Origin of the sequence: Spirosoma soli (assembly GCF_042684525.1) — a bacterium.
Classification (GTDB): Bacteria; Bacteroidota; Bacteroidia; order Cytophagales; family Spirosomataceae; genus Spirosoma; species Spirosoma soli.
In genome coordinates this window covers 49,551-71,959 of sequence record NZ_JBHULN010000005.1, presented here as the reverse complement: position 1 = coordinate 71,959, position 22,409 = coordinate 49,551, and the positions used below count along the sequence as shown (strand labels likewise).

Annotated in this window: 19 protein-coding genes; 3 read left to right on the top strand and 16 right to left on the bottom strand. The window is 49.7% G+C overall.

Annotated features, from left to right (window positions below; translation table 11 throughout):
• The first annotated feature begins 328 nt into the window (after nucleotides 1-328).
• Nucleotides 329-2,368, top strand: coding sequence for an alpha-1,4-glucan--maltose-1-phosphate maltosyltransferase (locus ACFSUS_RS09805; RefSeq protein ID WP_381522020.1), 2,040 nt, complete (start codon nucleotides 329-331; stop codon nucleotides 2,366-2,368).
• A gap of 84 nt (nucleotides 2,369-2,452) precedes the next feature.
• Here ACFSUS_RS09805 and ACFSUS_RS09800 read toward each other — a convergent pair whose 3' ends face one another.
• Together ACFSUS_RS09800 and ACFSUS_RS09795 are read right to left on the bottom strand one after the other, a co-directional pair.
• Nucleotides 2,453-5,170 (bottom strand): S8/S53 family peptidase, encoded by a 2,718-nt coding sequence (locus tag ACFSUS_RS09800; RefSeq protein WP_381522018.1) that lies wholly within the window; start codon nucleotides 5,168-5,170, stop codon nucleotides 2,453-2,455.
• 402 nt (nucleotides 5,171-5,572) lie between these two features.
• Entirely contained in the window at nucleotides 5,573-6,814 is a 1,242-nt protein-coding gene (locus ACFSUS_RS09795) for an ABC transporter permease (protein ID WP_381522016.1), read from the bottom strand.
• A gap of 163 nt (nucleotides 6,815-6,977) precedes the next feature.
• Here ACFSUS_RS09795 and ggt point away from each other — a divergent pair, with 163 nt between their 5' ends.
• Nucleotides 6,978-8,789 carry a gamma-glutamyltransferase gene (ggt, locus tag ACFSUS_RS09790; protein WP_381522014.1) on the top strand — a complete coding sequence of 604 codons (1,812 nt, stop codon included), beginning with the start codon at nucleotides 6,978-6,980 and terminating at the stop codon, nucleotides 8,787-8,789.
• Between the two features lie 60 nt (nucleotides 8,790-8,849).
• Here ggt and ACFSUS_RS09785 read toward each other — a convergent pair whose 3' ends face one another.
• The 10 genes from ACFSUS_RS09785 to ACFSUS_RS09740 form a co-directional block, all read right to left on the bottom strand.
• Nucleotides 8,850-9,440, bottom strand: a complete 591-nt coding sequence (locus ACFSUS_RS09785; protein ID WP_381522013.1) for a DUF4142 domain-containing protein — start codon at nucleotides 9,438-9,440, stop codon at nucleotides 8,850-8,852.
• 98 nt (nucleotides 9,441-9,538) lie between these two features.
• A complete protein-coding gene (locus tag ACFSUS_RS09780; protein ID WP_381522011.1) occupies nucleotides 9,539-10,141 on the bottom strand; it encodes a DUF4142 domain-containing protein in 603 nt (200 codons plus the stop codon).
• Between the two features lie 68 nt (nucleotides 10,142-10,209).
• Complete coding sequence (locus ACFSUS_RS09775; protein ID WP_381522525.1) at nucleotides 10,210-11,097, bottom strand: flavin reductase family protein; 888 nt, start codon at nucleotides 11,095-11,097, stop codon at nucleotides 10,210-10,212.
• Nucleotides 11,097-11,753 carry a hypothetical protein gene (locus tag ACFSUS_RS09770; RefSeq protein WP_381522010.1) on the bottom strand — a complete coding sequence of 219 codons (657 nt, stop codon included), beginning with the start codon at nucleotides 11,751-11,753 and terminating at the stop codon, nucleotides 11,097-11,099. Before ACFSUS_RS09770 ends, ACFSUS_RS09775 begins: the two co-directional genes overlap by 1 nt.
• On the bottom strand, nucleotides 11,750-12,232 hold the full coding sequence (locus tag ACFSUS_RS09765) for a DUF6452 family protein (protein ID WP_381522009.1): 483 nt from the start codon (nucleotides 12,230-12,232) through the stop codon (nucleotides 11,750-11,752). The genes ACFSUS_RS09770 and ACFSUS_RS09765 overlap by 4 nt, the downstream gene beginning before the upstream one ends.
• 45 nt (nucleotides 12,233-12,277) lie before the next feature.
• On the bottom strand, nucleotides 12,278-13,474 hold the full coding sequence (gene fahA / locus ACFSUS_RS09760) for a fumarylacetoacetase (protein ID WP_381522008.1): 1,197 nt from the start codon (nucleotides 13,472-13,474) through the stop codon (nucleotides 12,278-12,280).
• 63 nt (nucleotides 13,475-13,537) lie between these two features.
• The gene (locus ACFSUS_RS09755) at nucleotides 13,538-13,975 is read right to left on the bottom strand and encodes a MarR family winged helix-turn-helix transcriptional regulator (RefSeq protein ID WP_381522006.1); all 438 of its coding nucleotides are present in this window, start codon (nucleotides 13,973-13,975) and stop codon (nucleotides 13,538-13,540) included.
• Nucleotides 13,976-14,040: 65 nt separating this feature from the next.
• Nucleotides 14,041-14,811, bottom strand: coding sequence for a phenylalanine 4-monooxygenase (gene phhA, locus ACFSUS_RS09750; RefSeq protein WP_381522523.1), 771 nt, complete (start codon nucleotides 14,809-14,811; stop codon nucleotides 14,041-14,043).
• A gap of 38 nt (nucleotides 14,812-14,849) precedes the next feature.
• Entirely contained in the window at nucleotides 14,850-15,986 is a 1,137-nt protein-coding gene (gene hppD, locus ACFSUS_RS09745) for a 4-hydroxyphenylpyruvate dioxygenase (RefSeq protein WP_381522005.1), read from the bottom strand.
• A gap of 63 nt (nucleotides 15,987-16,049) precedes the next feature.
• Nucleotides 16,050-17,237 carry a homogentisate 1,2-dioxygenase gene (locus ACFSUS_RS09740; protein WP_381522003.1) on the bottom strand — a complete coding sequence of 396 codons (1,188 nt, stop codon included), beginning with the start codon at nucleotides 17,235-17,237 and terminating at the stop codon, nucleotides 16,050-16,052.
• A gap of 349 nt (nucleotides 17,238-17,586) precedes the next feature.
• Here ACFSUS_RS09740 and ACFSUS_RS09735 point away from each other — a divergent pair, with 349 nt between their 5' ends.
• Nucleotides 17,587-18,483, top strand: coding sequence for a nucleotidyltransferase family protein (locus ACFSUS_RS09735; protein WP_381522001.1), 897 nt, complete (start codon nucleotides 17,587-17,589; stop codon nucleotides 18,481-18,483).
• 79 nt (nucleotides 18,484-18,562) lie between these two features.
• Here ACFSUS_RS09735 and ACFSUS_RS09730 read toward each other — a convergent pair whose 3' ends face one another.
• The 4 genes from ACFSUS_RS09730 to ACFSUS_RS09715 all read right to left on the bottom strand — a co-directional run bounded on the left by ACFSUS_RS09730 (nucleotide 18,563) and on the right by ACFSUS_RS09715 (nucleotide 22,318).
• Entirely contained in the window at nucleotides 18,563-19,135 is a 573-nt protein-coding gene (locus ACFSUS_RS09730; protein ID WP_381521999.1) for a DUF4136 domain-containing protein, read from the bottom strand.
• Nucleotides 19,136-19,272: 137 nt separating this feature from the next.
• Nucleotides 19,273-20,946, bottom strand: a complete 1,674-nt coding sequence (locus ACFSUS_RS09725) for an amidase (RefSeq protein WP_381521997.1) — start codon at nucleotides 20,944-20,946, stop codon at nucleotides 19,273-19,275.
• On the bottom strand, nucleotides 20,943-21,563 hold the full coding sequence (gene coaE / locus ACFSUS_RS09720) for a dephospho-CoA kinase (RefSeq protein ID WP_381521995.1): 621 nt from the start codon (nucleotides 21,561-21,563) through the stop codon (nucleotides 20,943-20,945). The genes ACFSUS_RS09725 and coaE overlap by 4 nt, the downstream gene beginning before the upstream one ends.
• Complete coding sequence (locus ACFSUS_RS09715; RefSeq protein ID WP_381521993.1) at nucleotides 21,560-22,318, bottom strand: YbbR-like domain-containing protein; 759 nt, start codon at nucleotides 22,316-22,318, stop codon at nucleotides 21,560-21,562. Before ACFSUS_RS09715 ends, coaE begins: the two co-directional genes overlap by 4 nt.
• Nucleotides 22,319-22,409 lie beyond the last annotated feature (91 nt).

The window sequence follows — 22,409 nt, the reverse complement described above, 5'->3', positions numbered from 1 at the left end:
ACTATAAAGGTTTCCAGCCAAAATAATATAAGTAGCCGAGCTCTTAAAAATATTTATCAACTTTTTGATAATTAGAAGGTTATCTTTTGGGGAGAGGTTTGATTATCGAAGTTTTGTATTCTACCAATATTTTCATCATCTAACAATTCTTATGATTATTAGATGATGAAAAATTGTATATTTATATATTAAACGGTGGGCGTTTTGTTTAAACAAAACGTCAATTAGATAGTAAAATAGAGGCCAGGTCTACGAACCTGGCCTTTTTTTGTAACATTGTTCGTCCTTCTTGCTTCATATAGCATAGACTAACCGAATAATCTTCTGTATGAGTATCCCTATTAATCTATCCGGCCAGTCCCGCGTAGTGATAGAACGAGTAACGCCCGAGCTCGATGGCGGCCGTTTCCCTATAAAAGCCGTGCCTGGTGATGTTATTGCTGTAGAAGCTGACATCTTTGCCGACGGGCATGATTATTTAGCTGTTCGGCTTCTTTATAAACACACTGACGACACCACCTGGAGGGAAACTCCTATGACTTTACTCGGTAATGACCGATGGGGAGCTTCATTTGTAGTCGAAAAACAGGGCCGCTATACATACACGTTCGAAGGGTGGGTAGATCACCTGGCCTCGTGGCAGCATGAAATCCACTTAAAGGTTGCCGATGGGCAACGGATCACGAGTGAACTCCTGGCCGGAGCTCAGTATCTAGATAAGATGCTTGAGCGGGTAAGCGGCAGCACACCGCTTATTAATAGTAAATCGCCAGCTAAAGGCAAAAAGAAAGCCGAATCCATAAATGAGTCGCCTGATGTTAGTGGATTGCGGGAAATGGCAGCCTTATTCCGTGATGAAAGTCGTTACGACGAAGCCGTCTCTGTGGCTGAAAGCGATCAGTTCACGTTTTATGCGAATCGGTATCCCGAACGCCAGCATCCCACCCGCTATCATCAGGAATTAGCTGTAGAAGTAGACCGTGCTAAGGCGGGCTTTAGTACATGGTACTGCTTGTTCCCACGTTCCGCATCGCGCGAAGAGGTCGGGAGAACGGTTCCGCGTCATGGTACGTTTCGGGACGTAGAAGCGCTATTACCCCGGATTTCGGGTATGGGCTTTGACGTCTTGTATTTACCCCCAATTCACCCAATTGGCCATGCCCATCGGAAAGGCAAAAATAATTCGGTCGTATGTCAGCCGGGCGAACCGGGTGTTCCTTATGGCATTGGCTCTGAGGAGGGAGGTCATGATGCGATACACGCCGAGTTAGGAACGGTTGACGATTTCAAGCACCTGATTGCCATTGCGAAAAACTATGATATGGAAGTCGCAATGGATCTGGCTATTCAATGTTCGCCCGATCATCCCTGGGCTAAACAACATCCTGAATGGTTTAAGAAGCGGCCGGATGGTACGATCCAATACGCTGAAAATCCGCCGAAGAAATATCAGGATATTTACCCTGTTTACTTCGAGACCGAAGACTGGCGAAACCTTTGGGAAGAGCTAAAGCGAGTATTGCTGGTGTGGGGTTCCTGGGGCGTTCGCATGATTCGAGTGGACAATCCGCACACAAAGCCGTTTGCCTTCTGGGAATGGATCATTGCTGAAGTCAAGAAGGAGTATCCAGACATGATCTTCTTATCGGAAGCGTTCACCAAGCCTAAAGTAATGCAGGAACTAGCCAAGCGGGGCTTTGCGCATTCCTATACGTACTACACCTGGCGTAACACAAAGGCAGAGCTACAGGAGTATCTGACAGAGTTAACGCAGAGTGAAATGAAGTATTATTTCCGCCCGAACTTCTGGCCAACGACCCACGACATCAATCCTTACAGTTTGCAGTCGGGGCATGAACCTCAATTTTTGATTCGCTATTTCCTGGCTGCTACGTTATCAAGCAATTATGGTATTTATGGTCCATCGTTTGAGCTAATGGAACACGTACCATTTCCGGGTAAGGAAGAATACCTGAACTCAGAGAAGTACGAGATCCGGCTTTGGGACTGGGACAAGACCAATAAGCTCACGTACCTGATTACGCTCACAAATCGCCTGCGTAAAGAGAATGCGGCTCTACAAGAGACAAACAACCTTACATTCTGTAACGTTAGTGACGATGCTATCATGGCTTATATAAAAGCCTCGGGCGATAACCGTTTGCTAATAGCGGTCAATACCGACGCCTATCAACGTAGAGCTGGTATGGTGCAAGTGCCTATATGGCAACTCGGAATAAGCCAGGACCAGTCGTATACAGTACGTGACCTATTAACCGGAGCGTATTATACCTGGAAAGGTGAATGGAACTATGTCGAGCTAGACCCTTACGTCCTGCCTATGCATTTATTCCGGATCGAAGTGTAAGAATAGAACGAATAAATAGAAAGCCGCGCCAGATAGATCTAATCTGACGCGGCTTTTTGCTTAATAACGCTCCTGCAACTAAGGTTACTTAATTATAAGACGCTTAGACGTAACGCTTGTGCCTGTATTAACATTGAACAAGTACGTACCACTTGGAAGGGTGCTGCCGTCAAATTTGACTTGATAATCACCCGCTGGCTTAAACTCATTAACCAGCGTTTTAAGCTTTCCGCCCAGAACGTTATACACTTCTACGGTTACGTGATTTTGCTGAGGTAAGCTATAGTTGATTGTCGTGCTACCCGAAAATGGGTTTGGATAAGCGTACGTCTTGTCGGTAAGAGGCTCACCGAAGGCCGCAATCCGGCCCTGCGCAGCTGGTTGAGTGACGGCCTCCCAATGCGGGAAGGTCCGCGTTACGATAACGGCGAAATCAGCGCGGGTAACAGCTTGTGTCGGTTTGAACGTTGCATGCAGCGTTGGCTTTAGGTCAAACGGTCCCTGCGTTGATTTGTAGAACGCGTTGATCAGGTTGAGTTCTAAAGCAATACTCACGTAACCTTCCATACCAGCGGGGATGGTAGCGGCATCTTCAACAGGAAGGGTCTTACCGTCAACCTGCACCGTTACGGCTTTCCCGGTACGTTCCAGGGCATATTGTTGCAAACCAAGTCCCTGCACTAAAGCATAAGCTACCGTCACGCGGTCTACATTGCCCGTTGGCGAAAATTTACCGCTGGCTGTTGGTTGCATCACCCCATTAAACTGATGCGTCCGGTCACGTAACGCAGCCCCTTTGGTCGAAACAGCTTCTGATAACAAGACGTCGCTACCACTTACATCGGAATAGGTTTTTGTGCCATTCGTTGGATAGTACTGACGAATAGCCTGCCCCATCAGCAGGTAGTCAGCCAGCTGAATTCGTTTAAGTATATCATTGGGTTTAAAGCTACCGTTAACGCCGTCCATTAATCGATTGCTAATGGCCATTTTAATAGAGGCTTCAGCCGCATGACCCGCGATGTCTCTTAAGCCAGAGGTACCGCTGGCTACCATTTGAGTGATCTTTCCCGATACAGTTTCCGGAATACCAACTCCGTTCAAACCATTTACTTTCAGTGTCCAGGTACCCGGTGCTGGCGATGCAACAGCAACGCTACGGTCCTGATATAAAGCAAAAGCTACTGGAATGCCAGCCCGGTATTCGACGCCAGCCGGATCAACCAGAATCAGATTGATTGGATTACCCGTTTGCCCCGAAACGCCACCGGCAATAATCTTGGCCTCCAGACTGTTCGTGCCAGCACCTACAAAAAAAGTCAGTTGGTTATTAGCAGTGAGCAGCGGATTATAATCCAGAGTAAAGTCTTGCGTACTGCTGCGGGCGTCGACAGTGCTGCTAAAGGTGCGGGTGCTGTTGACACTAGCCCCGAAAGCCGACGACCGGAATGCCATGTCAACGGCAGCATAGGCGTTAACGTAACCCGCTCCAACTTGCCACGGTTCGAGCCCTGGCATATTGGTAGCGGTTTTCTGAATAATTTGCTTTACCTGAGCAGGCGACAGCGAAGGCTTCGCTTCGAGCATCAATGCGACAATACCCGATACGTGAGGAGTAGCCATCGATGTACCGCTGCTCAATGTATAGAACGGGATCTGGCCGGGCTCCAGCTGCTCGATGTCGGATTGAGCCCCTAGTGTAGAAACCGGACCAATGGCGCGGGTAGATACAACGTCGACACCGGGAGCTACAATGGTAGGTTCATTCTTGAATGTCCACGTTTCACCATCAACGGTAAAGGTACCTTGTTCACCTTTTACCCCACGCGACGAAAAGTCGGCCAATTTGCCGTTTTTATCACCGGCTCCTACCGAGATAACCCAGGGCGCAATGGCGTAAGGATTGTGGGTGTCAGCACCTGGTCCTTCGTTACCAGCCGCAAAAACGATAACCATTCCCCGGTCATATGCTTTTTTAGTAGCCACGTTGATGGGGTGAGCCGGATCGAAATCACCGCTGGAACCAAATGAATTGCTAATGACCCGAATGTTATATTGATACTGGTGAGTGAGGGCGTAATCGAAGCCACTAAGGGCGTCCAGCACGAGCAATGCAGCCCCGGAACCAAAACCCACGAGCGAAGCCCCGGGAGCCACGCCCTCATACTTACCGTTTGATCGAGTGCCGTTGCCACCTACCGTACCAGCACAGTGCGTACCATGACCCGAGTTGGAATCGGTGTTGAGTACCCCTTCCTGATAGGTAACGGGTAGCATGGCATCAAACGAGTTGAGGTTGATGGAGCCGAGGACATTCTGTACCAGATGAGTACCAAATTTGATGTCTTCGTGCGTACCATCGACGCCACTATCGTTGATCAATACGCCAATGCCTTTACCTGAAACAGGAATGCCGTTATTGCGGGCTGTCATTTCCTTATCGGCGCGTAGGCGTTTCACACCAGTTAAGTGCGTATCGTCGAAGTTATAGTAAGTAAGCCGTTTGTTTAAGTAGATTGACTTAACCTCGGGCCGCTGCGACAAGGCTTCGATTTGAGCTGATGTGGCCAGTACACCAGCAATGGGTAAGGCCTGAAGCGTAACTCCTTTGGTTATGCCTAGCTGCTGAAGCAAGTTTATCTGGCTAGGAAGTGGAGCTCCACTCCCGTGAAACGTGACGACTACCTGAGCAACGGGACTCGTTTGTAATATAGTCTTTAACGCGGCATCCACTACTGTTTGAGCGCTCAAGCGTTGCCCACTCAAAATAACTGTTACTAGTACTGCTAAAAGTTTTCGCATGAGATGTGTGCTTTGAGTAAATGTTAGTTAGTGTTAAGAAAGCAAACAGAGCCTGGGCTTCAACGGCTGAAGCTACGGCACTAGCCAGGAAAACATAATTAGTAGTTAACGTAAAAGCAGCCTGCAGTCTGCATGAATCACTAACTCTGCTCCTAAGCAATATTACTTACGGGCAAACAGTGTTAGTAGTTTTTACTGAGATATGTAAAAATCGAAGAATTATATTTTGTATTGAACAGAATAAGTCGTATAATGTACTAATAATCTGAAGAATAGAAATGTTTATAGATGTATTTTACAAATAAAGATTATTTAAAATCTACAAAATTATATAAAGGTTTTAGCATAATTAAAGCCAGGAGAGTAGCTAGTAAGTCAGCTACTCTCCTGGCTTTAATGCGATTACTTGGCGCGAATAGCAATTACTGGGTCCATACGGGCGGCTGAAAAGGCCGGGATGATACCCGACAAGATGCCAATGACGCTGGATACGCCTAGCCCTAATGCAATATTGTTGGCCGTCAATTGGAGATCCAGACTTCCTAGCTTCATAAACGACAGCAGATATACTAAGAGGATACCGGCCAGACCGCCCACCAGACTTAAGAGCACGGCTTCGAAGAGAAATTGAAAAAGAACAAAATAATTCTTCGCCCCCAGCGACTTCTGGATGCCAATGATGTTGGTACGCTCTTTTACGCTCACAAACATGATATTAGCGATACCAAAGCCCCCAATCAAAATCGAAAAACCACCAATAACCCAGCCTGCTATAGTCAATACGGCAAATAATCCACTAATTGCCTGGGCAGCCGCTTCAGGGCGGTTGATGGCGAAGTTGTCGTCCTGGGAAGGGCGGAGGCCACGGCGCGTACGTAATAGCCCCCTGATTTCGCTTTCAAGTTCGAGTAATCCTTCGTCGTCGTCGTACCCTTTAATGGCAATGTCAATATCTGGGTTTACCGAATGGAACATTTTGGCAAAGGCTCCAAAAGGAATCAGGCACTTAATGTCCGGATTACCGCCCACATTGATTATACTTTCGCCTTTTTTACGCTGAACGCCAATAACGGTAAAGTTGAGGCCGTTAAGCTTAAACGTTTTACCGACCGGATCTTGCCCCAAAAACAGATTCTCGGACACATCCGAACCGATAATGGCTACGTTTCGGGCTACGTCGATCTCTTGTTGGGTAAAATAGCGACCCTGTTCGATGGGTACGTCGGAAATCTTGTTGTAATCAAAAGTAGTACCCTGAATAAGCGATGCCATACTGTTGTTGCCACGCTTCACGGTAATACGTCCTTTAAAATCCATAGCCACAATCGCCTGGGCGGTTTCTAAGCGATCGCTCAGAAATCGAAACTCGTTATAGGTCGAAACAGGGCGTTGAAAATATTTCCACCACTGATATTCTCCCCCAAACGACCACGGCCACTTCTGTACGTACACAACCTTATCGCCAATGAAAGAGAGACTGGTCCGGATGTTACGCTCCAGCGAATCGACAAGCGTAAATACGGCGATGATGGCGAAGATACCGATGGTAACTCCTAATAACGAAAGGGTTGTACGAAGCAAATTAGAGCGTAGGGCCTGCCACGCAAATCGGAAACTTTCAAAGACCTGACGAAGGAACTGCATGACTTTCGTGGGATTCTGTTCAAGTTCTGAAACAGACGGAGTACCAACAAAAGTAACGCATTATAGGCGTTCTTTTCAAGCGGTTTCAAGGAGTGCGGACGTATCGCCGGACGTTTGGTCAATTTTCGTAGATTAGTGGTTTCTGATGACAACCTGAAGCTCTATGAAACAATCATTTCTCTTCCTGTTTACCCTGCCTTTCGTACTGCTTACATCCTGCAAAACTCAGTCGCCAGGTAGCAAAGATGCTAAAGTACGCGAGAGTCAGGGCGTTTATCAATACCGCGACGAAGGTCCCGCCCGGTCTGGTACGCCCACCAGTCCATTTTACTCTGACCGTCAGGGCGTCATTGGGCGAAATGGTATGGTAGCCTCGGCTCATCCTGAAGCTTCGCAGGTAGGGCTAAACGTATTGAAAGCAGGTGGCAATGCCGTCGATGCGGCTGTGGCTGTACAGTTTGCGCTGGCCGTCGTATTTCCGAGTGCCGGAAACATCGGCGGGGGCGGATTTATGGTGTATCGAGATAATACTGGGAATGCTTATACGCTCGACTACCGCGAGAAAGCGCCGGGTAAAGCTACTCAAAACATGTACCTCGACTCGCTTGGTAACGTGCGGCCAGGACTGAGTATCAGCGGTCATCTGGCAAGTGGCGTACCGGGTTCGGTTGATGGCATGGCCGAAGCGCACAAACGGTTTGGCAAGCTTTCGTGGGCACAGGTGCTGCAACCCGCTATTGATCTGGCCGAGAAAGGGTTCGATCTCACCCAGCGAGATGCACTAGCATTGAACCGGATTAAAAATGACTTAACTACGATCAATCCAGGTAAAGCGTATTTCCTGAAAAGCATTAGTCCAACCGACACCACTACCTGGCACAAGGGCGACTTATTGGTTCAGACGGATCTGGCCAAGACATTACAACGCATTCAAAGCCAGGGACGCGCCGGTTTTTATGAGGGAGAAACCGCTCGTCTGCTCGCCGAAGAAATGAAACGCGGAAACGGCCTGATTACTGAAGAAGACCTCAAAAATTATCACTCTGTCTGGCGTGAACCCATCCGGGCTACCTATAAAAGGTATAATGTGATCACGATGCCACCGACTTCCAGTGGGGGCGTAGCGCTGGTTCAATTAATGCGCTTCACGGAACCATATCCGTTAAAGAAATGGGGCTGGAACAGCGATTCGACGGTGCAGGTCATGATTGAAGCCGAACGGCGCGTGTATGCCGACCGAGCCAAATTTTTGGGTGATCCGGACTTTGTGAAGGTGCCCGTCGATAAACTCATGAGCGTCGATTACCTGCGCAGCCGCTGGACGGACTTTTCGTTCGCGAAAGCGACGGACAGCAAAGCGGTGAAAGGCGGTAATATCCCCGGCTACGAAAGTCTGGAAACGACACATTTTTCCGTCGTAGACAAAGAGGGTAATGCCGTAAGCATTACTACGACGCTCAATGGCGGTTACGGAAGTCGGGTGGTTATTGGGGGAGCCGGCTTTTTTATGAACAACGAAATGGATGACTTCAGCGTGAAGCCGGGCGTACCGAACATGTTTGGCCTGATTGGCAATCAGGCCAATGCCATTGCTCCGAACAAGCGTATGTTATCATCCATGACGCCAACGATTCTGGAAAAAGACGGTAAGCTGTTTATGGTAGTCGGAACGCCGGGTGGCTCAACCATCATTACGTCAGTGTATCAGACAATCCTGAACGTCGTTGAGCATGGTATGACGATGCAGCAGGCGGTTAATGCGCTGAAGTTTCACCACCAGTGGTTGCCCGATAAAACAACGTTTGAGAACGGGGCCTTCTCCGACGCCACCATTCAGACGCTGCAGAACCGCGGCTACATTCTGGAGAAGCTGACCAATACGCTCGGTCGAATGGACTGCGTTTTGATTCGTCCCGATGGGTCATACGAAGGAGCCTCTGACCCAAGGGCTGATAACACGGCTAGAGGGTATTAGAGAGTTTGGTGGAGTAAGTGATTGTCACTTACTCCACTTATTTCACCGAATGAACAACTTCTAATCCAGGGCATTCTTGAGCTGCTTAGCCCGATCCTTATGTTTTTTGTCGTCTTCGGTAATCTTTTTGGCAAAGCTTTTAACGTTATCCGCCGGGGCGCTGTCCTCCAGCTCATCAGCTGCGTCGAGAGCGTCGTCATTAACGTTAGTCATGTAATCGAGGTATTGAAGATCAAACTCGGTGCCCGCTTTCATATCGCTCAGCTTGCCTATACTACCTTTGCTTTTACCCGATAATTCGGTTGGCAGTATTACGTTCATTTGCTTCGCAATGGCGCGTAGAGTCCGTTCGTCCTGCTGGTGATCATTCATAGCTTGCTGGGCGAAGGATCTTACTTCCGGATTTGTCGCTTTTTGCAAAGCCACCTTGCTCAGCTCGTATTCTGTCATGCTGGTGTTGGTTAACTCCACCATGCTTTTGCTGACGTTCTTCGCTTCGTCTTTGGCATCGCTACTGGCAGCAACAGCTTGTTTATCAATCCGTTCTTCGTTGGCTTTATTGGCGTTTTCAGTGCTGTCTGTTCCCGACGAACAGCTGTAAAACAGGGTCAGAGCTAGTAAGAAACTAGTGGTTAGCTGATTGATTTTCATAGCGTAGTATGGAATTGTTGTATCCAGAGAACCCGCTAAAGGACAGCTTGTTTCGTAAGTTTATTAACAAGTAATGAACTGACTTCATCGCCTTAAGGCTAATTGATACTCTTCTTTAAATCGGTTGCCTTTTTCATATGCAGCTCATCAGTAGCAATGAGGTTTTCGAAAAAGCCAGCCAGAGCTGGTTTATCGGTGTTTTTGATCAGATTCTGAGCCTTGCTGATCGCGCTATCGTTGAGTTCGGCTATGTAGCTAAGGTAATAACTGTCAAAGTCGGCTCCCGTTTTTTGCTCCTCTAACTTTGCTACCATGAGCTGACTTGTGTTGGAGAGCGTTGATGGCAAGGTAATTTTGTATTGTTGACCCTGAGCGTTGAGCCTCTGCCTTTCTTCGTCCTCCTGCTGAACGGTCTCATGGGCATACACTTGTACGGCTGGATGAACAGATCGTTTAATGGCTAACAAGCTCATTACGTGCTTGGCCAAACTAATATCTGCCAGGTCGACCATGTATTCTGCCACGTCTTTCTGGTCGTTTTTAGAAGTAGCTGCCTTAGCTTCAGGAGTATTTTCACTGGCGTTTTCGATTCGCTGGTTGTTAATCTCTTCAGCCAATCCGTTACTATCTGGTTCCGATGAGCAACCGGCCAACAGAAGTATGCCTGCAACTAACGTAAGAGAGAATATTATACCTTTCATAACAATGCTATGCGTAAAGACGTACGTTCTTAACGGCACCGTTACGGCATTGTTTACAGTGGCGATAGCTACAGGCCGGTTTGCAGCAACGTAAGCCATGCTTCGCGTACCTTGTTTTCCGCAAGTAGTTGTTTGGCTCGCATATGCAGCAGATCAGGCAGGTACTGACAGCCGTGTTTTGCCTCGTCGAACAGTTCGTTCATCACGCCGGACGCCCGAAATTCACTTATCTCGTCCGCCGTGGGCAGTTCTGCAAAGCTGCCTAGTTTACCAAGATCGTTGCCTGATAAAATTGCACTGTTACGTATCGTAGCCGGAATCCGGTCGACGCCGATACCAACTTTAGGCCGGGCCACTTCGAACAACGCATCACCATGCGCACGGGCGTACCAGTCGGCTCCCAAGCGACCGATGAGGTCAACACGGTGCGGATCAATGGCTCCTTTTTCGTCGAAAATGATATCGTGCAAATGCGCCATGACAACTTCGCAAATGACTAAATGGCCCGCGCCGGGTTTATCACCGGTGGCGATGATCTGCCGGACTACACACTCAAAAGCAGCCGGTGACTCCAGTACCCTTGGTGGGCGAACTCGCTCAGATGCCACGGCCGTAAAGCCAGCTTTTTCAAACTCATTCACTCCTCGCTCGAACTCGGCACTGGCCAGTGACATCTGCTCGACCATGGCATAGCTCACGACATTAATAACCACCTCGCCCACCTCTTCCAGATTCAGCAGCGTATGCTTCTTGTGGCCGTGTCGGTTAAGGCTTGGCGCAAACACCAGCGTCGGCGGGTTGTAACCAAAGACGTTAAAAAAGCTAAAGGGGCTTAAATTGACGTTGCCCTGCGCATCAATTGTGCTGGCAAAGGCAATCGGTCGAGGGCCTATCGTACCGATCATGAACTTATAGAACTCGGGGGGAGTAAGGTCAGCGGGGTTAATCGTTTTGATCATTGTTGAGGAGTTGCAATTGGGCGCGTATTGGTTTGGTACAGCAAATGTACCCCAACCCCAACGCTATACATAATTGGGTCACCTGTAACCAGGCCAACGCCCGGTGCGAAAACAACCGGAATTTTATCGGTTCGATTACCGACCATGCCAGCTAACGTGGCTCGGGCGCTCATACGAAGCAGGAATCGTTTAGATAAAGGTGTCTGATGGGCAAGGAACCCTTCTATGCCCACCGCTACACGATTTTGCCGGAGGGCAATCGCTCGATAGTCGCCGAAATTTGGTCCTGAAAACACGTAATCAGCAGACTCATTTGAGAATGCTGCCAAACCATGAAAGCCTTTTATGAAACCTCGTTCGGTAACGGACTCCACTCCAACTTTGAGATAACCACCCTGCAAGTTCATGAGCACATTGCGAAAGGTGGTGTCCGATCGCATCTGGCCATAACCGCCCACGACTGACAGGTAGGAACCATACTGTCGTGGGACCTTCACTGTAAGCTCTGCTAGCCGAAAGGCAGGTCGGTTGGGCGTAGCTACCGAAAGCACCGGTTTTAATACGTCGATACCAATTAGCAAAGGACTCTTTGTTTGCCCGAGGCCTGGTAAGGTCACCAGCAGCAAGACAATTCCTAGTATAAACCGTTTCATAGGCGCACCGATAATTGAACTTGTGTGTTCTGAGAGCTACTAAGAAATGCCCCATCGCGGTTTTGCAGATACGATACGTAAGGGATTGTACCACGGGTTGTCCGGGCCGACTTGCCTTTGGGCTGGTACAAGTCCAGAACGTAGCCGCACTTCCGGTTGCGGTAAGCAAATCGACGTTCGTAGAAGACGGTTACTGTATCCCGTTGCCCGTCTATTCTGAACACATACCGGGTGCTATCGGCGTTAAGATTTAGCGGAAGCGCAAGCTGTGTGCCCGTTGTCAGAGCTGTGGTTGAATAAGGTTGAGCCGGAACGGGCTTCTGGCTGCCAATGGCGTATAACGTATCAATTTTCTGCCGAGTGTTCGTCTGGAACGATAGTATAAGCGACGGTTCGGCTGAAGGCCCGCAGTTCTCACAGCTATACAAACTGAGCAACGATAAGGCAGCCAGTAAATGAATAAACCAGGAACGATACATATACGCTTAAAAGGAAGAAAGGTGTTTAACCAACTGACCCTTACCTTAACTAAACCGTTGCAACGCCGATAATACTTTACCCGAAACATCACCTAGTTCTACTCGTAGACCAAACTCGTCGTCAACGGCCAAACCACGTAACGTAATGCTGTCTCCGTCTTCCAGAAAGGTTCGCCTGGAGCCGTCGGCTAACGCCAATGGTTGAGTACCGTTCCAGCTCAACTCCAGCAGTGAGCCAAACGAGTCGGGCGCGGTGCCGGAAATCGTTCCTGTAGCCAGCACATCGCCAATTTTCAGGTTACAACCCCCAACGGTGTGGTGCGCAATTAGCTGGGCAAAACTCCAGTACAGGTGTTTCGCATTCGTCTGACAGATGCGATGCTCGGTCCCCTGTTTCGTCTGTAGTATCGCTTCCAACTGAATATCAAAGTGCCCTGGTTTAGACGATTGTAGGTAGGGCAGGGGCGCTGGTTCCTGAACCGGGCCTTCTACCCTAAACGGCTCTAATTCGTCGAGTGGCACCACCCAGGCCGACATAGATGACGAGAAATTCTTACCCAGAAAAGGGCCCAACGGCTGATATTCCCACCGTTGAATATCGCGTGCCGACCAGTCGTTGAACAACGTAATACCAAAGATATAGTCTTCGGCTTCGTCAATGGGTATTGGCTTACCTAATGGATTGCTTTTGCCAATAATCAGCCCCAGCTCTAACTCAAAGTCCAGCGCCTGTGATGGGCCAAACGTGACCTGGCCGTTTTGCATGAACTGTCCCTGCGGCCGTCGAACGGGTGTTTCGGATACGACAATTGACGAGGCCCGGCCGTGATACGCTACGGGTAGATGTCTGTAATTGGGCAATAACGGCTCGGCATCAGGCCGGAACATGCGCCCGACGTTTTCGGCATGATGGATACCCGCGTAGAAATCGGTATAGTCGCCGATACGTACCGGCAGGTGCATCGTCGCTCTCGACTGGTGAATGAATACCTGGTCATGAATGTCGGCCAAAGCGGCTTGTTCGTCACTCAATAATGCTTTGATGTGCTGGTTAACCGCTTGCCAGACTGGCTTGCCCAGGGCGATAAAGTCATTCAATACGGGCTGGGCAAACACGGCCGGATCGATGTTGAGATCTCCGAAATAGCCAAGCAAACTAACTAATTCCAGATCAAGAATATACTCGCCAACTTTCACGCCCATGCGAGGGCTGGCAATGTCGTAGTTGAAAATTCCGTACATGATCGAGCGCTGATGCATTCACTGACTGATATACAAAAGCCGACAAGGGTGTCGGCTTCACAGTTATTCACTTACGTTCGTATAAATCGAATCCATGATTCGGACGAAGTGCTGATAATCTTCTTCGCTTAAATTTCCCCAACCCTTCCGTCGCATGGCTGATACAACCGGCAACACTTCCTGATGCTTGGCTTCACCGGCTGGTGTTAGATAGACTAGAAATTTACGCCGATCGTTATCTGCCATTCGCCGTTCGGTCAGGCCTTTCTGGCTCAATAAATCAATGATTCGGGTAACCGTTGGCGCATCTTTGGTGGTCATTTCCGAGATTGTATTCTGACTGATTCCTGGATTGCGAAACAGATGGTCGATCACTACCCACTGATCCACCGTCAAGTCGAAACCGGCGTCGTTGAACTGCTTTTGAAGTGCATTACGAATTTTCTTGATTGTGGTGTCAATCTTAAAAAAATAGGCCCGCGTGTCGGAGGGGTGCGTCATTGTTGGCGAACAGAAACCGGTTACTAGTTGGCAGTAATCGTGTATTGCTGACAAAAATAACCAAACTAGCTAACTAACAACCCTTCCAGCTTCTGTTCAATTTCGGGTACTGACTGAAACAGTTGCTCGTGGGAGTTGATTACGAAATACTGTTCCTGAAAGTGATCAATGATGTATGGTGTCTGGAGCAGCGTCTCTACGTCGTAAGGCAGTCGTTTTGGGTGATCACTTTCCAGGCTGTAAACGGTTTCGCCCGGCGATGACAAGATGCCGCCCCCGTAGATGCGTAGACCGTCGGCTTCCTGAATTAGCCCGAACTCAACGGTGTACCAATACAGACGGGCAATCATGTCGATAGCTTCCTCGTGATCAATGAATTTGAGGGCGATCCGGCTTAACGCGGCCAGAAAATCACAAAAGGATTGATTGGTCAGCACCGGCACATGCCCGAACGTATCATGAAACATGTCGGGTTCGGGCAGGTAATCAAGCTGGTCGCGTTGGCGGAGCCAGGTCGTTGCCGGAAACTGCCGATCGGCCATCAGTTCAAAAAATTCGCGGTTACCAATCAAGCCAGGCACGGCCACAACCCGCCATCCCGTGAGTGGAACGAGTCGTGGGTTCAAATCCCGGTCAAAATCCGGGATGTTGCTGTTTGGAAAACCCGTTGCCACAATGCCATCCATGTATGCCTGGCTGGCCCGGCCGGGCAGACGTTCCATCTGCCGCTCGAACAAGAGCTTCCAAACGGCCTGGTCGTCAGGTGTGTATTTAGAATAATCCTGAGTCATAAGTAAAGAGCGAAAGAGTGCAAGAGAGAAAGGGTGACTGGGCAGTAGGGATTCGCTCACTCTTTCGCTCTTGCACTCATTAATTACAACGTTCCTCTTAACTCCTGTTCGCGTTCGATGGCCTCAAACAGCGCTTTAAAATTGCCTTTCCCGAACGAACGGGCGCCTTTGCGCTGGATAATCTCGAAAAACAGGGTTGGCCGGGGGCAAATTGGCTTCGTAAAAATCTGAAGCAGATACCCCTCGTCGTCCCGGTCGACCAGAATGCCCAGCGGCCGTAGCGTTGCAATCTCTTCGTCTATTTTACCCACGCGTTCGGCCAGGTCATCGTAATACGTATCGGGTACGCTCAGAAATTCAACGCCCCGATCACGCAGTGTCAACACTGTTTCAACGATGTTATCCGTAGCGACGGCGATGTGCTGAACGCCCGGTCCGCCGTAAAAATCCAGATACTCTTCAATCTGCGATTTCTTCTTGCCCTCGGCTGGTTCATTGATCGGAAACTTAACCCGACCGTTGCCATTGCTCATGACCTTACTCATCAAGGCCGTGTAATCCGTTGAAATGTCTTTGTCGTCAAAGGAAACGAGCTGCTGGAAGCCCATCACGTCGGCATAAAATTGCATCCAGGTGTTCATCTCATTCCAGCCGACATTGCCCACCATGTGATCTACGTATTTCAAACCGGCATCGGCTGGGCGATAGGTTGGCGTCCAGGGCTGATAATTAGGTAGAAAAACGCCAGTATACTCGTTGCGTTCTACAAATACGTGAACCGTATCGCCGTAGGTATGGATGCCCGACCGAACTACGTAGCCGTGTTCGTCTTCTTCGCGAGTAGGCTGCATGAACGCCTTCGCGCCCCGGCTAATGGTTTCCTCGAAGGCCTTAGTGGCGTCATCTACCCATAAGGCCACCACCCGAACGCCATCGCCGTGCAGGTCAATGTGCCGGCCAATGGCGGAATCACCGTGCAAAGGTGAGGTTAACACAAGGCGAATCTTCCCCTGCTGAACAACGTACGATTCCCGGTCTTTTACGCCCGTCGACAGTCCCGCGTGGGCTACTGGCTGAAAGCCAAACGCCGTCTGGAAATAATGGGCGGCCTGGCGGGCATTACCAACGTAAAGCTCCAAATAATCGGTGCCATTGAGGGGCAGAAAGTCGGTGTGCTCCGTGGCTCCGGTCTGTGGTTCAAGAATGTCTAAAGCTTCCATGTTTGTTGATGTGTAGAGCGGGTGGAACCCGCTACATTAATAATCTGCGGGCGGAAACCCGCTCTACTCTAACCACGATTTATAATACTTCCCGTCGTCTAATTTCAGGGCTTGTTCGGTTACCATGAGCGGCCGAAACGTATCGACCATGACGGCGTACTCCTGCGTTTCTTTCTTGCCGATACTGCGTTCCATTGCCCCTGGTGCCGGGCCATGAGGGATGCCGCCGGGGTGCAGGGTAATGTGCCCCTGGGCAATGTCGTTGCGGCTCATGAAGTCGCCATCCACGTAATAGATTACTTCATCGGAGTCGATGTTCGAGTGGTTATACGGAGCCGGTATGGCCTTCGGGTGGTAATCGTAGAGCCGGGGAACAAACGAGCAAACCACAAACGTATCGGTCTGAAACGTTTGGTGTACGGGTGGCGGCTGGTGCACACGGCCTGTTATCGGTTCGAAGTTGAAAATGGAAAAACCGTACGGATAATTATAGCCGTCCCAACCAACGACATCGAACGGATGGCTGGCATACACCAGTGAGTGAAGTGCTCCCTGCTTCTTAATCTTCATCAGGAAGTCGCCGGTTTCGTCATGCGTTTCGAGGTCCTGTGGGCGCTTTATGTCGCGTTCGCAGAAAGGCGCATGTTCGAGCATCTGCCCAAAATGGTTCCGATAGCGTTTGGGCGTATAAATCGGCGAATGCGATTCGACGTAGAGCAATCGATTGTCGGGAGTATCAAACTCAATCTGGTAAATCATCCCGCGTGGAATAACCAGATAATCCCCGTACTCGAATGGAATGGTACCGAACAACGTCCGTAACCGTCCCGATCCCCGATGCACAAACAACAGCTCGTCGGCATCCGCATTTTTATAGAAGTAGTCGGTCAGCGATTGGCGGGGAGCGGCTAATCCAAAAGTCAGATCACTATTAACCAACAGTGGTACGCGGCTTTCTACGTAATCATCAGCGGGTTCAACGTTAAAGCCGATCAGCTTCCGAGCCAACATGTTTTTTTCAACGGCCAGCTTAGGCGTCATATCTACGCTGTCCAGCACCTCACGCACCATCGTTGGGCGATGAACGTGGTACAGCAGCGACGACATGCCATCGAAACCGATTGTACCGAACAACTGCTCGTAGTAGAACGGTCCCGGTCCGTTGTTGCGGTCGCCACGGCCGCCCGACGGTTTCTCGAACTGTGTGTGTCGTTTAGGTGGTATTTGCCCCAATGTGTGATAGAATGGCATACCCGGTCAGATTTACCACTCGTGCCAAAACATACAGCTCTGGCACGAGTAACGTTTGATTGATGAAGGATAATTGCTAGAACAACTATTGTTTAACATACAATTATACTAACAACAAAGATAAATAGTATGTTTTGGAGAATTAATTTTCATTAAAACTGATTAGCCGGGGTGCATACGCTTAATGAGTATTCGGATAGGTCGCCGAAATCCTTTTCCCTAATTTTGACCGGGCAACGTTTGCCGGGCAAGCGTTGCCCGGCAATTATTACTGAAAACGTTTGCTTGTCAGGCAACATCTGCCCCAACTTAAAGTTGATAACTAATTACCTGATTATTCTTAACTGAAATGCAACCAACTCTTTTGATTCTGGCCGCCGGCATGGGCAGCCGCTACGGTGGTATCAAACAGCTCGATCAATTTGGGCCTCATGGGGAAACCATCATGGATTATTCCTTATTCGACGCTGTCCGGGCCGGTTTTGGTAAAGTCGTTTTCATCATTCGTGATGAATTGCGCAAGGACTTTGAAGAGATCTTTACCGAAAAATTAGCCGGTAAGATCGAGGTGGACTATGCTATCCAGGCCCTTGATTCGTATGTTCCGGCTGAGTTAGGCGAGGTAAAACGTACCAAACCCTGGGGAACGGGTCATGCTATGCTCTGCGCGAAAGACCATGTAGAAACGCCTTTTGCCGTGATCAACGCCGATGATTTCTATGGCCTGGAAGCCTTCCAACTAATTGGCAACTTCTTGAAAACCGATACGGATGACCAACTTCATGCCATGGTTGGTTATGAAGTAAAAAATACGTTGTCAGAGAACGGTTCGGTGTCGCGGGGCGTGTGTGCCGTCGGTGAAAACGGAAATCTGGCATCGGTGATCGAGCGAACTAAAATCTACGAGAAGGAAGGCCGAATCGTGTACGAAGAAGCCGAGGGCGTTACGCCTTTGTCGCCGGATACACCCGTGTCGATGAACTTTTGGGGGTTCAAACCCAGCGTGTTCCCGTTGGTGCAGCATCAGTTTGAAAGCTACGCCATTGCCAACATCGATTCGCCGAAAGCCGAGTTTTATATCCCTACTGTAATGACAAATCTGATCCAGACCGATACCGGGCATTGCAAGGTGTTCCGGAGCCGGTCGGCCTGGTTTGGCGTAACGTACCCGGAGGATAAGCCAACGGTGCAGGCAGCGTTGAAAAAGCTCCACGATGAAGGTGCTTACCCGGAGAAGTTGTGGTAATGATCAAGGTCTTAACGCAAAGAGCCCCAATGTAACCTAGGTTACATTGGGGCTCTTTGCGTTAAGACATAACTGCTAATTAACTCTTTCGTTCCGGAAATTTCTCGGCGATACGTTCCGCTTCTTTGGTTAACTGAGCTGCAATCCGGGCAGGATCAGCAACGGCGTTCTGAACCGAACCTCGCCATACCAATTTGCGGGTACGGGCATCGACCATGTCTACTACAAGCGTACCGGCCTGATACTGTTCCTGCGTGTATTGCTGGCCACCCCAGCCCCACCAGCCAGGTCCCCAGCCACCGTAGCCCCACCGTCCCCAGCCTGCGTATGGCCCGTAGAACGCTGAGTTGGGCGTCGCTACCGTTCGGGTTTTGTCTTCTACAAAGAAGTGGTAGCCTACAATGAGGTCCGGCTTCGACTTCACTTCTTTCAATCCCTTTTCGCTTAACACCCTACCCATGGTGTTTTCAACGCTCTCGGTTGCCAGCTGATTATAGTACAACGGATTTTGCCCAGCCTTCACGTCGGAGTCCATCCAGGCAAACGTCTTGTATTTATTGAAATCAATATTGCTGTTACTATCAACGGTAACACGGGGGGCACAACCATAAATTACGGATAGTAATCCGACTATCATCAATACTTGTTTCATAACGTTTTGTTGTTTACATCCATTTATTTAACCCTAACTCATAAAGAAAGTTTGTCTAAAAACGGGTAACGGCTCTCCGATACGCTATGTTGAAAAGCACATTGGGGAGCCGTTTGGCCTGATGTTCTTGAATTTACTTACTTAAGATTTGGGTGTTTTTTGTGCCATTCGGTAGCGTCCTGATAGGCTTTAGCAACCGCCAGCACTTTGCCTTCTTCGAACAATTGACCCATAAATGTAATGCTGCTCGGCGTGTTCTGCTTGTTAAATCCATTGGGCAACACTACGCAGGGATTACCCGTCAGGTTCGTCAGCGTCAAATTACCTCCGGCGTAAGTTGGGCTTACGTAAACGTCAATCTTGGCGTCTTTAAGCTGCTTGTTCATCTCGTTAATCAGTTTGGTGCGGGCACGATTGGCTTGTACGTACTCTACGGCCGGGACAAAACGCGATGAGCGGAATTCATTCGGCCATGCATTCTTGATCTGCCGAACCATTTGATCATCGCGACCTGAGCGGGTCAGTTCGTCGAACGAGGCAGCGGCTTCAACACCTAGCACAAACGAAATTCGGTTAGCCGGAACGCCCGTTGGTAAATCAAACGGTACGAGTTCGGCCCCCAGCTTACGAAGGGTTTGTAAAGTCAGGGAGTCGTTTGCTTTGGTCGGGTAGTTACTGTCGAATGCTTTCTTAACGTATCCGATCCGCATGCCTTTGAGCGATGCCATGGGTGCATACCGGAACGGCGCAGCCATAACGGTTAAGTCGTTCCCATCAGGACCATAGATGGCGTTGAACACCAGGGCGCAATCTTCAACCGAGCGCGTAATGGGACCAATCTTGTCCATGCTCCAGCTTAAGGCCATGGCGCCATGTCGGCTTACACGGCCAAACGTGGGACGTAAACCTGTAGTGCCACAAATGGTTGAAGGCGACACAATAGAGCCGAGTGTTTCGGTGCCTATACCAAAGGGTAACAAACCGGCTGATACGGCCGAAGCGGTCCCGGCCGACGAGCCGCTGGAGCCAGTTTCGGGTTTCCAGGGGTTGCGGGTCATACCGCCAAACCAAACATCGCCCCAGGCCAGCTCACCCACCGACGTTTTGGCGCACAGGACGGCACCAGCTGTTTCCAGCTTTTGAATGACCGTAGCGTCAGAGTTGATTGTCTGGTCTTTATAAGGCACCGATCCCCAGGTTGTTTTGTAGCCTTTCTTGGCCAACAGATCTTTAGCACCGTACGGAATTCCATGAAGTGGGCCTCTGTACTTACCGGCCTTTATCTCGGCATCAGCCTGCTTGGCCTGCTGTAAGGCCAACTCTTCTGTGAGTGTAATCACGCACAGTAGCTTTGGATTGTATGTTTTAAGCCGATTCAAGAAGAACTGCGTTAGCTCAACGGATGAAATCTGCCGGGTTCGGATGAGCTCGCCTAATTGCGCTACGGTATAAAAAGCCAGCTCGTCGCGATTGGTGGGCAAGGTAACTTTGGCCGCAACCGATGCTTTAAACGATGAGGGCCCCGTCGCTAGCTTAAACCCGGCTGGCAGTGGATTAAAATACAGGGCTGGGGAAACCTCGTTCGGCAAGTCGATCTTGCGCAGAGCATCGTAATCCGTGCGAAAATCGTTGAGGTTGTCGAGCATAGAATCTCGCTCGGCGGGGGAAAACTCGAGGCCAAACAGCCGGGCGGCTACATCGGCCATATCCGCAGTTAGCGGCTTTTTAGGATCATCGGGGGCGCTGATAAAAGCACCCAGCAAAAAACTTCCAGTGCAGGCTGTAAGAAGAGTAAGTACAGTTTTTTTCATACGTTAAAATTAACAAAAGCCTCGTGTAATGCTACTACCTGGGGTAATAGGAGCTGGCTTTCGTTATTCTCAACTACGAAGTCGGCAATCGCCACTCGGTCGGCATCGCTGACCTGCCGCTCAATGATGTTCTTGATCTCAGCTTCTGATCGGTGAGGGTCGCGCTGCCGGATGCGACGGATACGAAGGTCGATGGGGGCCTGAACGGTGATCACCCAGTTAAGGGAGTTACTGTCTCCGGCGGCTTTCATAATGGCCGCTTCTTTTATGAGATACGGCTGATTCGCGTTCTCGTTTACCCAGGCTGCGGTGTCGGCCATCACCCGCGGATGAATGACGCCATTGAGCTGGCTCAACAAAGCCGGATCGGTAAACACCTGCGAGGCTACCCAACCGCGGTTATAATGTCCAGCGGCATCATACGCCTGCGGACCTAGTACCCGAATGATGTCTGCTTTCAGGATAGGGTCGTGTTCGGTGAGCCACTTAGCGCGCTCATCGGCTACGTAAACCGGAATGCCGAAGGCCTGGAAAATACGGCACACTATGCTTTTGCCCGAACCAATGCCGCCCGTGACGCCTACCTGAAATGGTCTTTTGGTGGGGAGCTGACTCATCGGCGGGTGCGGGCGGCTGATTTGTTTGATTTAGCGGAGGTTGTTGATTCAGGCTGGGAGGCCGCTGGCAGAGGAGATAATAACTCCCCTACTTCAAAGCTTACAGCTACGCGATCAGCGCTGGTGCGAAGTAGCGGATGACGGAGGTGATTTAACGGAATCTCTTCGTCATAGTTATCGACAATACGTTTACGAGGAATTTTCACCACCAACGTATCCGGAACCCCTCGTACAAGTCGCGCCGGGCCTTCAACCTGAATGGTACGTGGCGTAAGGTTGATGATGCTGGAGACAACAAAACGGGGAGCCAGATTAATATGTAAGCTGTCGGGTATTAGGCGAACCGTCTTCGTCATCCGACGGTCGAAATCCATTTCGAGCGTATCGGCCACAACGTAGTTAACCTGTAGTTTCTTGACATGCTCAGCCAGCGCAGCCGTCAGAGACGACGTGTTAATGACCGACGCCTGCATTGGATTCTTTACAACGTAATCAACCGGCTCAACCCGAAATGGCAGCCATGAATGACGTAACAAGCCCCAGCCATCGCTCGATACGTTGACCGTTACTGTGCGGGGAAGGGGCGAAGTTGGTATGAAGAGCGAGTCGTTATACACAAACCGCACTGGGTACTCAACATTAAGCGTATAACCAGTTTTGTTCAGGGCGTTCAGAAACCAGAAAAGCGCTGCTGCACCTAAACACAGCAGCGCTTTAGTTGGCTGAAATGACTGACTGTTTTGCGGGGAAATCACAATAGTGGGTGGAGTAGTTGGAGAGCGTGGAATGCGTGTATTGAGGGTAGGAAGTACAATAGACTTCACCCAATACACGCACTTTACTCAG

Excerpts from the sequence above, each read along its gene's own strand:
- ACFSUS_RS09725 (WP_381521997.1), bottom strand. The coding sequence starts at position 20,946 with ATGAAAAAAACTGTACTTACTCTTCTTACAGCCTGCACTGGAAGTTTT.
- ACFSUS_RS09800 (WP_381522018.1), bottom strand. The coding sequence starts at position 5,170 with ATGCGAAAACTTTTAGCAGTACTAGTAACAGTTATTTTGAGTGGGCAA.
- ACFSUS_RS09730 (WP_381521999.1), bottom strand. The coding sequence starts at position 19,135 with ATGAAACAAGTATTGATGATAGTCGGATTACTATCCGTAATTTATGGT.
- ACFSUS_RS09765 (WP_381522009.1), bottom strand. The coding sequence starts at position 12,232 with ATGTATCGTTCCTGGTTTATTCATTTACTGGCTGCCTTATCGTTGCTC.
- ACFSUS_RS09795 (WP_381522016.1), bottom strand. The coding sequence starts at position 6,814 with ATGCAGTTCCTTCGTCAGGTCTTTGAAAGTTTCCGATTTGCGTGGCAG.
- ACFSUS_RS09740 (WP_381522003.1), bottom strand. The coding sequence starts at position 17,237 with ATGCCATTCTATCACACATTGGGGCAAATACCACCTAAACGACACACA.
- ACFSUS_RS09805 (WP_381522020.1), top strand. The coding sequence starts at position 329 with ATGAGTATCCCTATTAATCTATCCGGCCAGTCCCGCGTAGTGATAGAA.
- ACFSUS_RS09755 (WP_381522006.1), bottom strand. The coding sequence starts at position 13,975 with ATGACGCACCCCTCCGACACGCGGGCCTATTTTTTTAAGATTGACACC.
- ACFSUS_RS09780 (WP_381522011.1), bottom strand. The coding sequence starts at position 10,141 with ATGAAAGGTATAATATTCTCTCTTACGTTAGTTGCAGGCATACTTCTG.
- ACFSUS_RS09785 (WP_381522013.1), bottom strand. The coding sequence starts at position 9,440 with ATGAAAATCAATCAGCTAACCACTAGTTTCTTACTAGCTCTGACCCTG.
- ACFSUS_RS09735 (WP_381522001.1), top strand. The coding sequence starts at position 17,587 with ATGCAACCAACTCTTTTGATTCTGGCCGCCGGCATGGGCAGCCGCTAC.
- fahA (WP_381522008.1), bottom strand. The coding sequence starts at position 13,474 with ATGTACGGAATTTTCAACTACGACATTGCCAGCCCTCGCATGGGCGTG.
- hppD (WP_381522005.1), bottom strand. The coding sequence starts at position 15,986 with ATGGAAGCTTTAGACATTCTTGAACCACAGACCGGAGCCACGGAGCAC.
- ACFSUS_RS09770 (WP_381522010.1), bottom strand. The coding sequence starts at position 11,753 with ATGAAACGGTTTATACTAGGAATTGTCTTGCTGCTGGTGACCTTACCA.
- coaE (WP_381521995.1), bottom strand. The coding sequence starts at position 21,563 with ATGAGTCAGCTCCCCACCAAAAGACCATTTCAGGTAGGCGTCACGGGC.
- ggt (WP_381522014.1), top strand. The coding sequence starts at position 6,978 with ATGAAACAATCATTTCTCTTCCTGTTTACCCTGCCTTTCGTACTGCTT.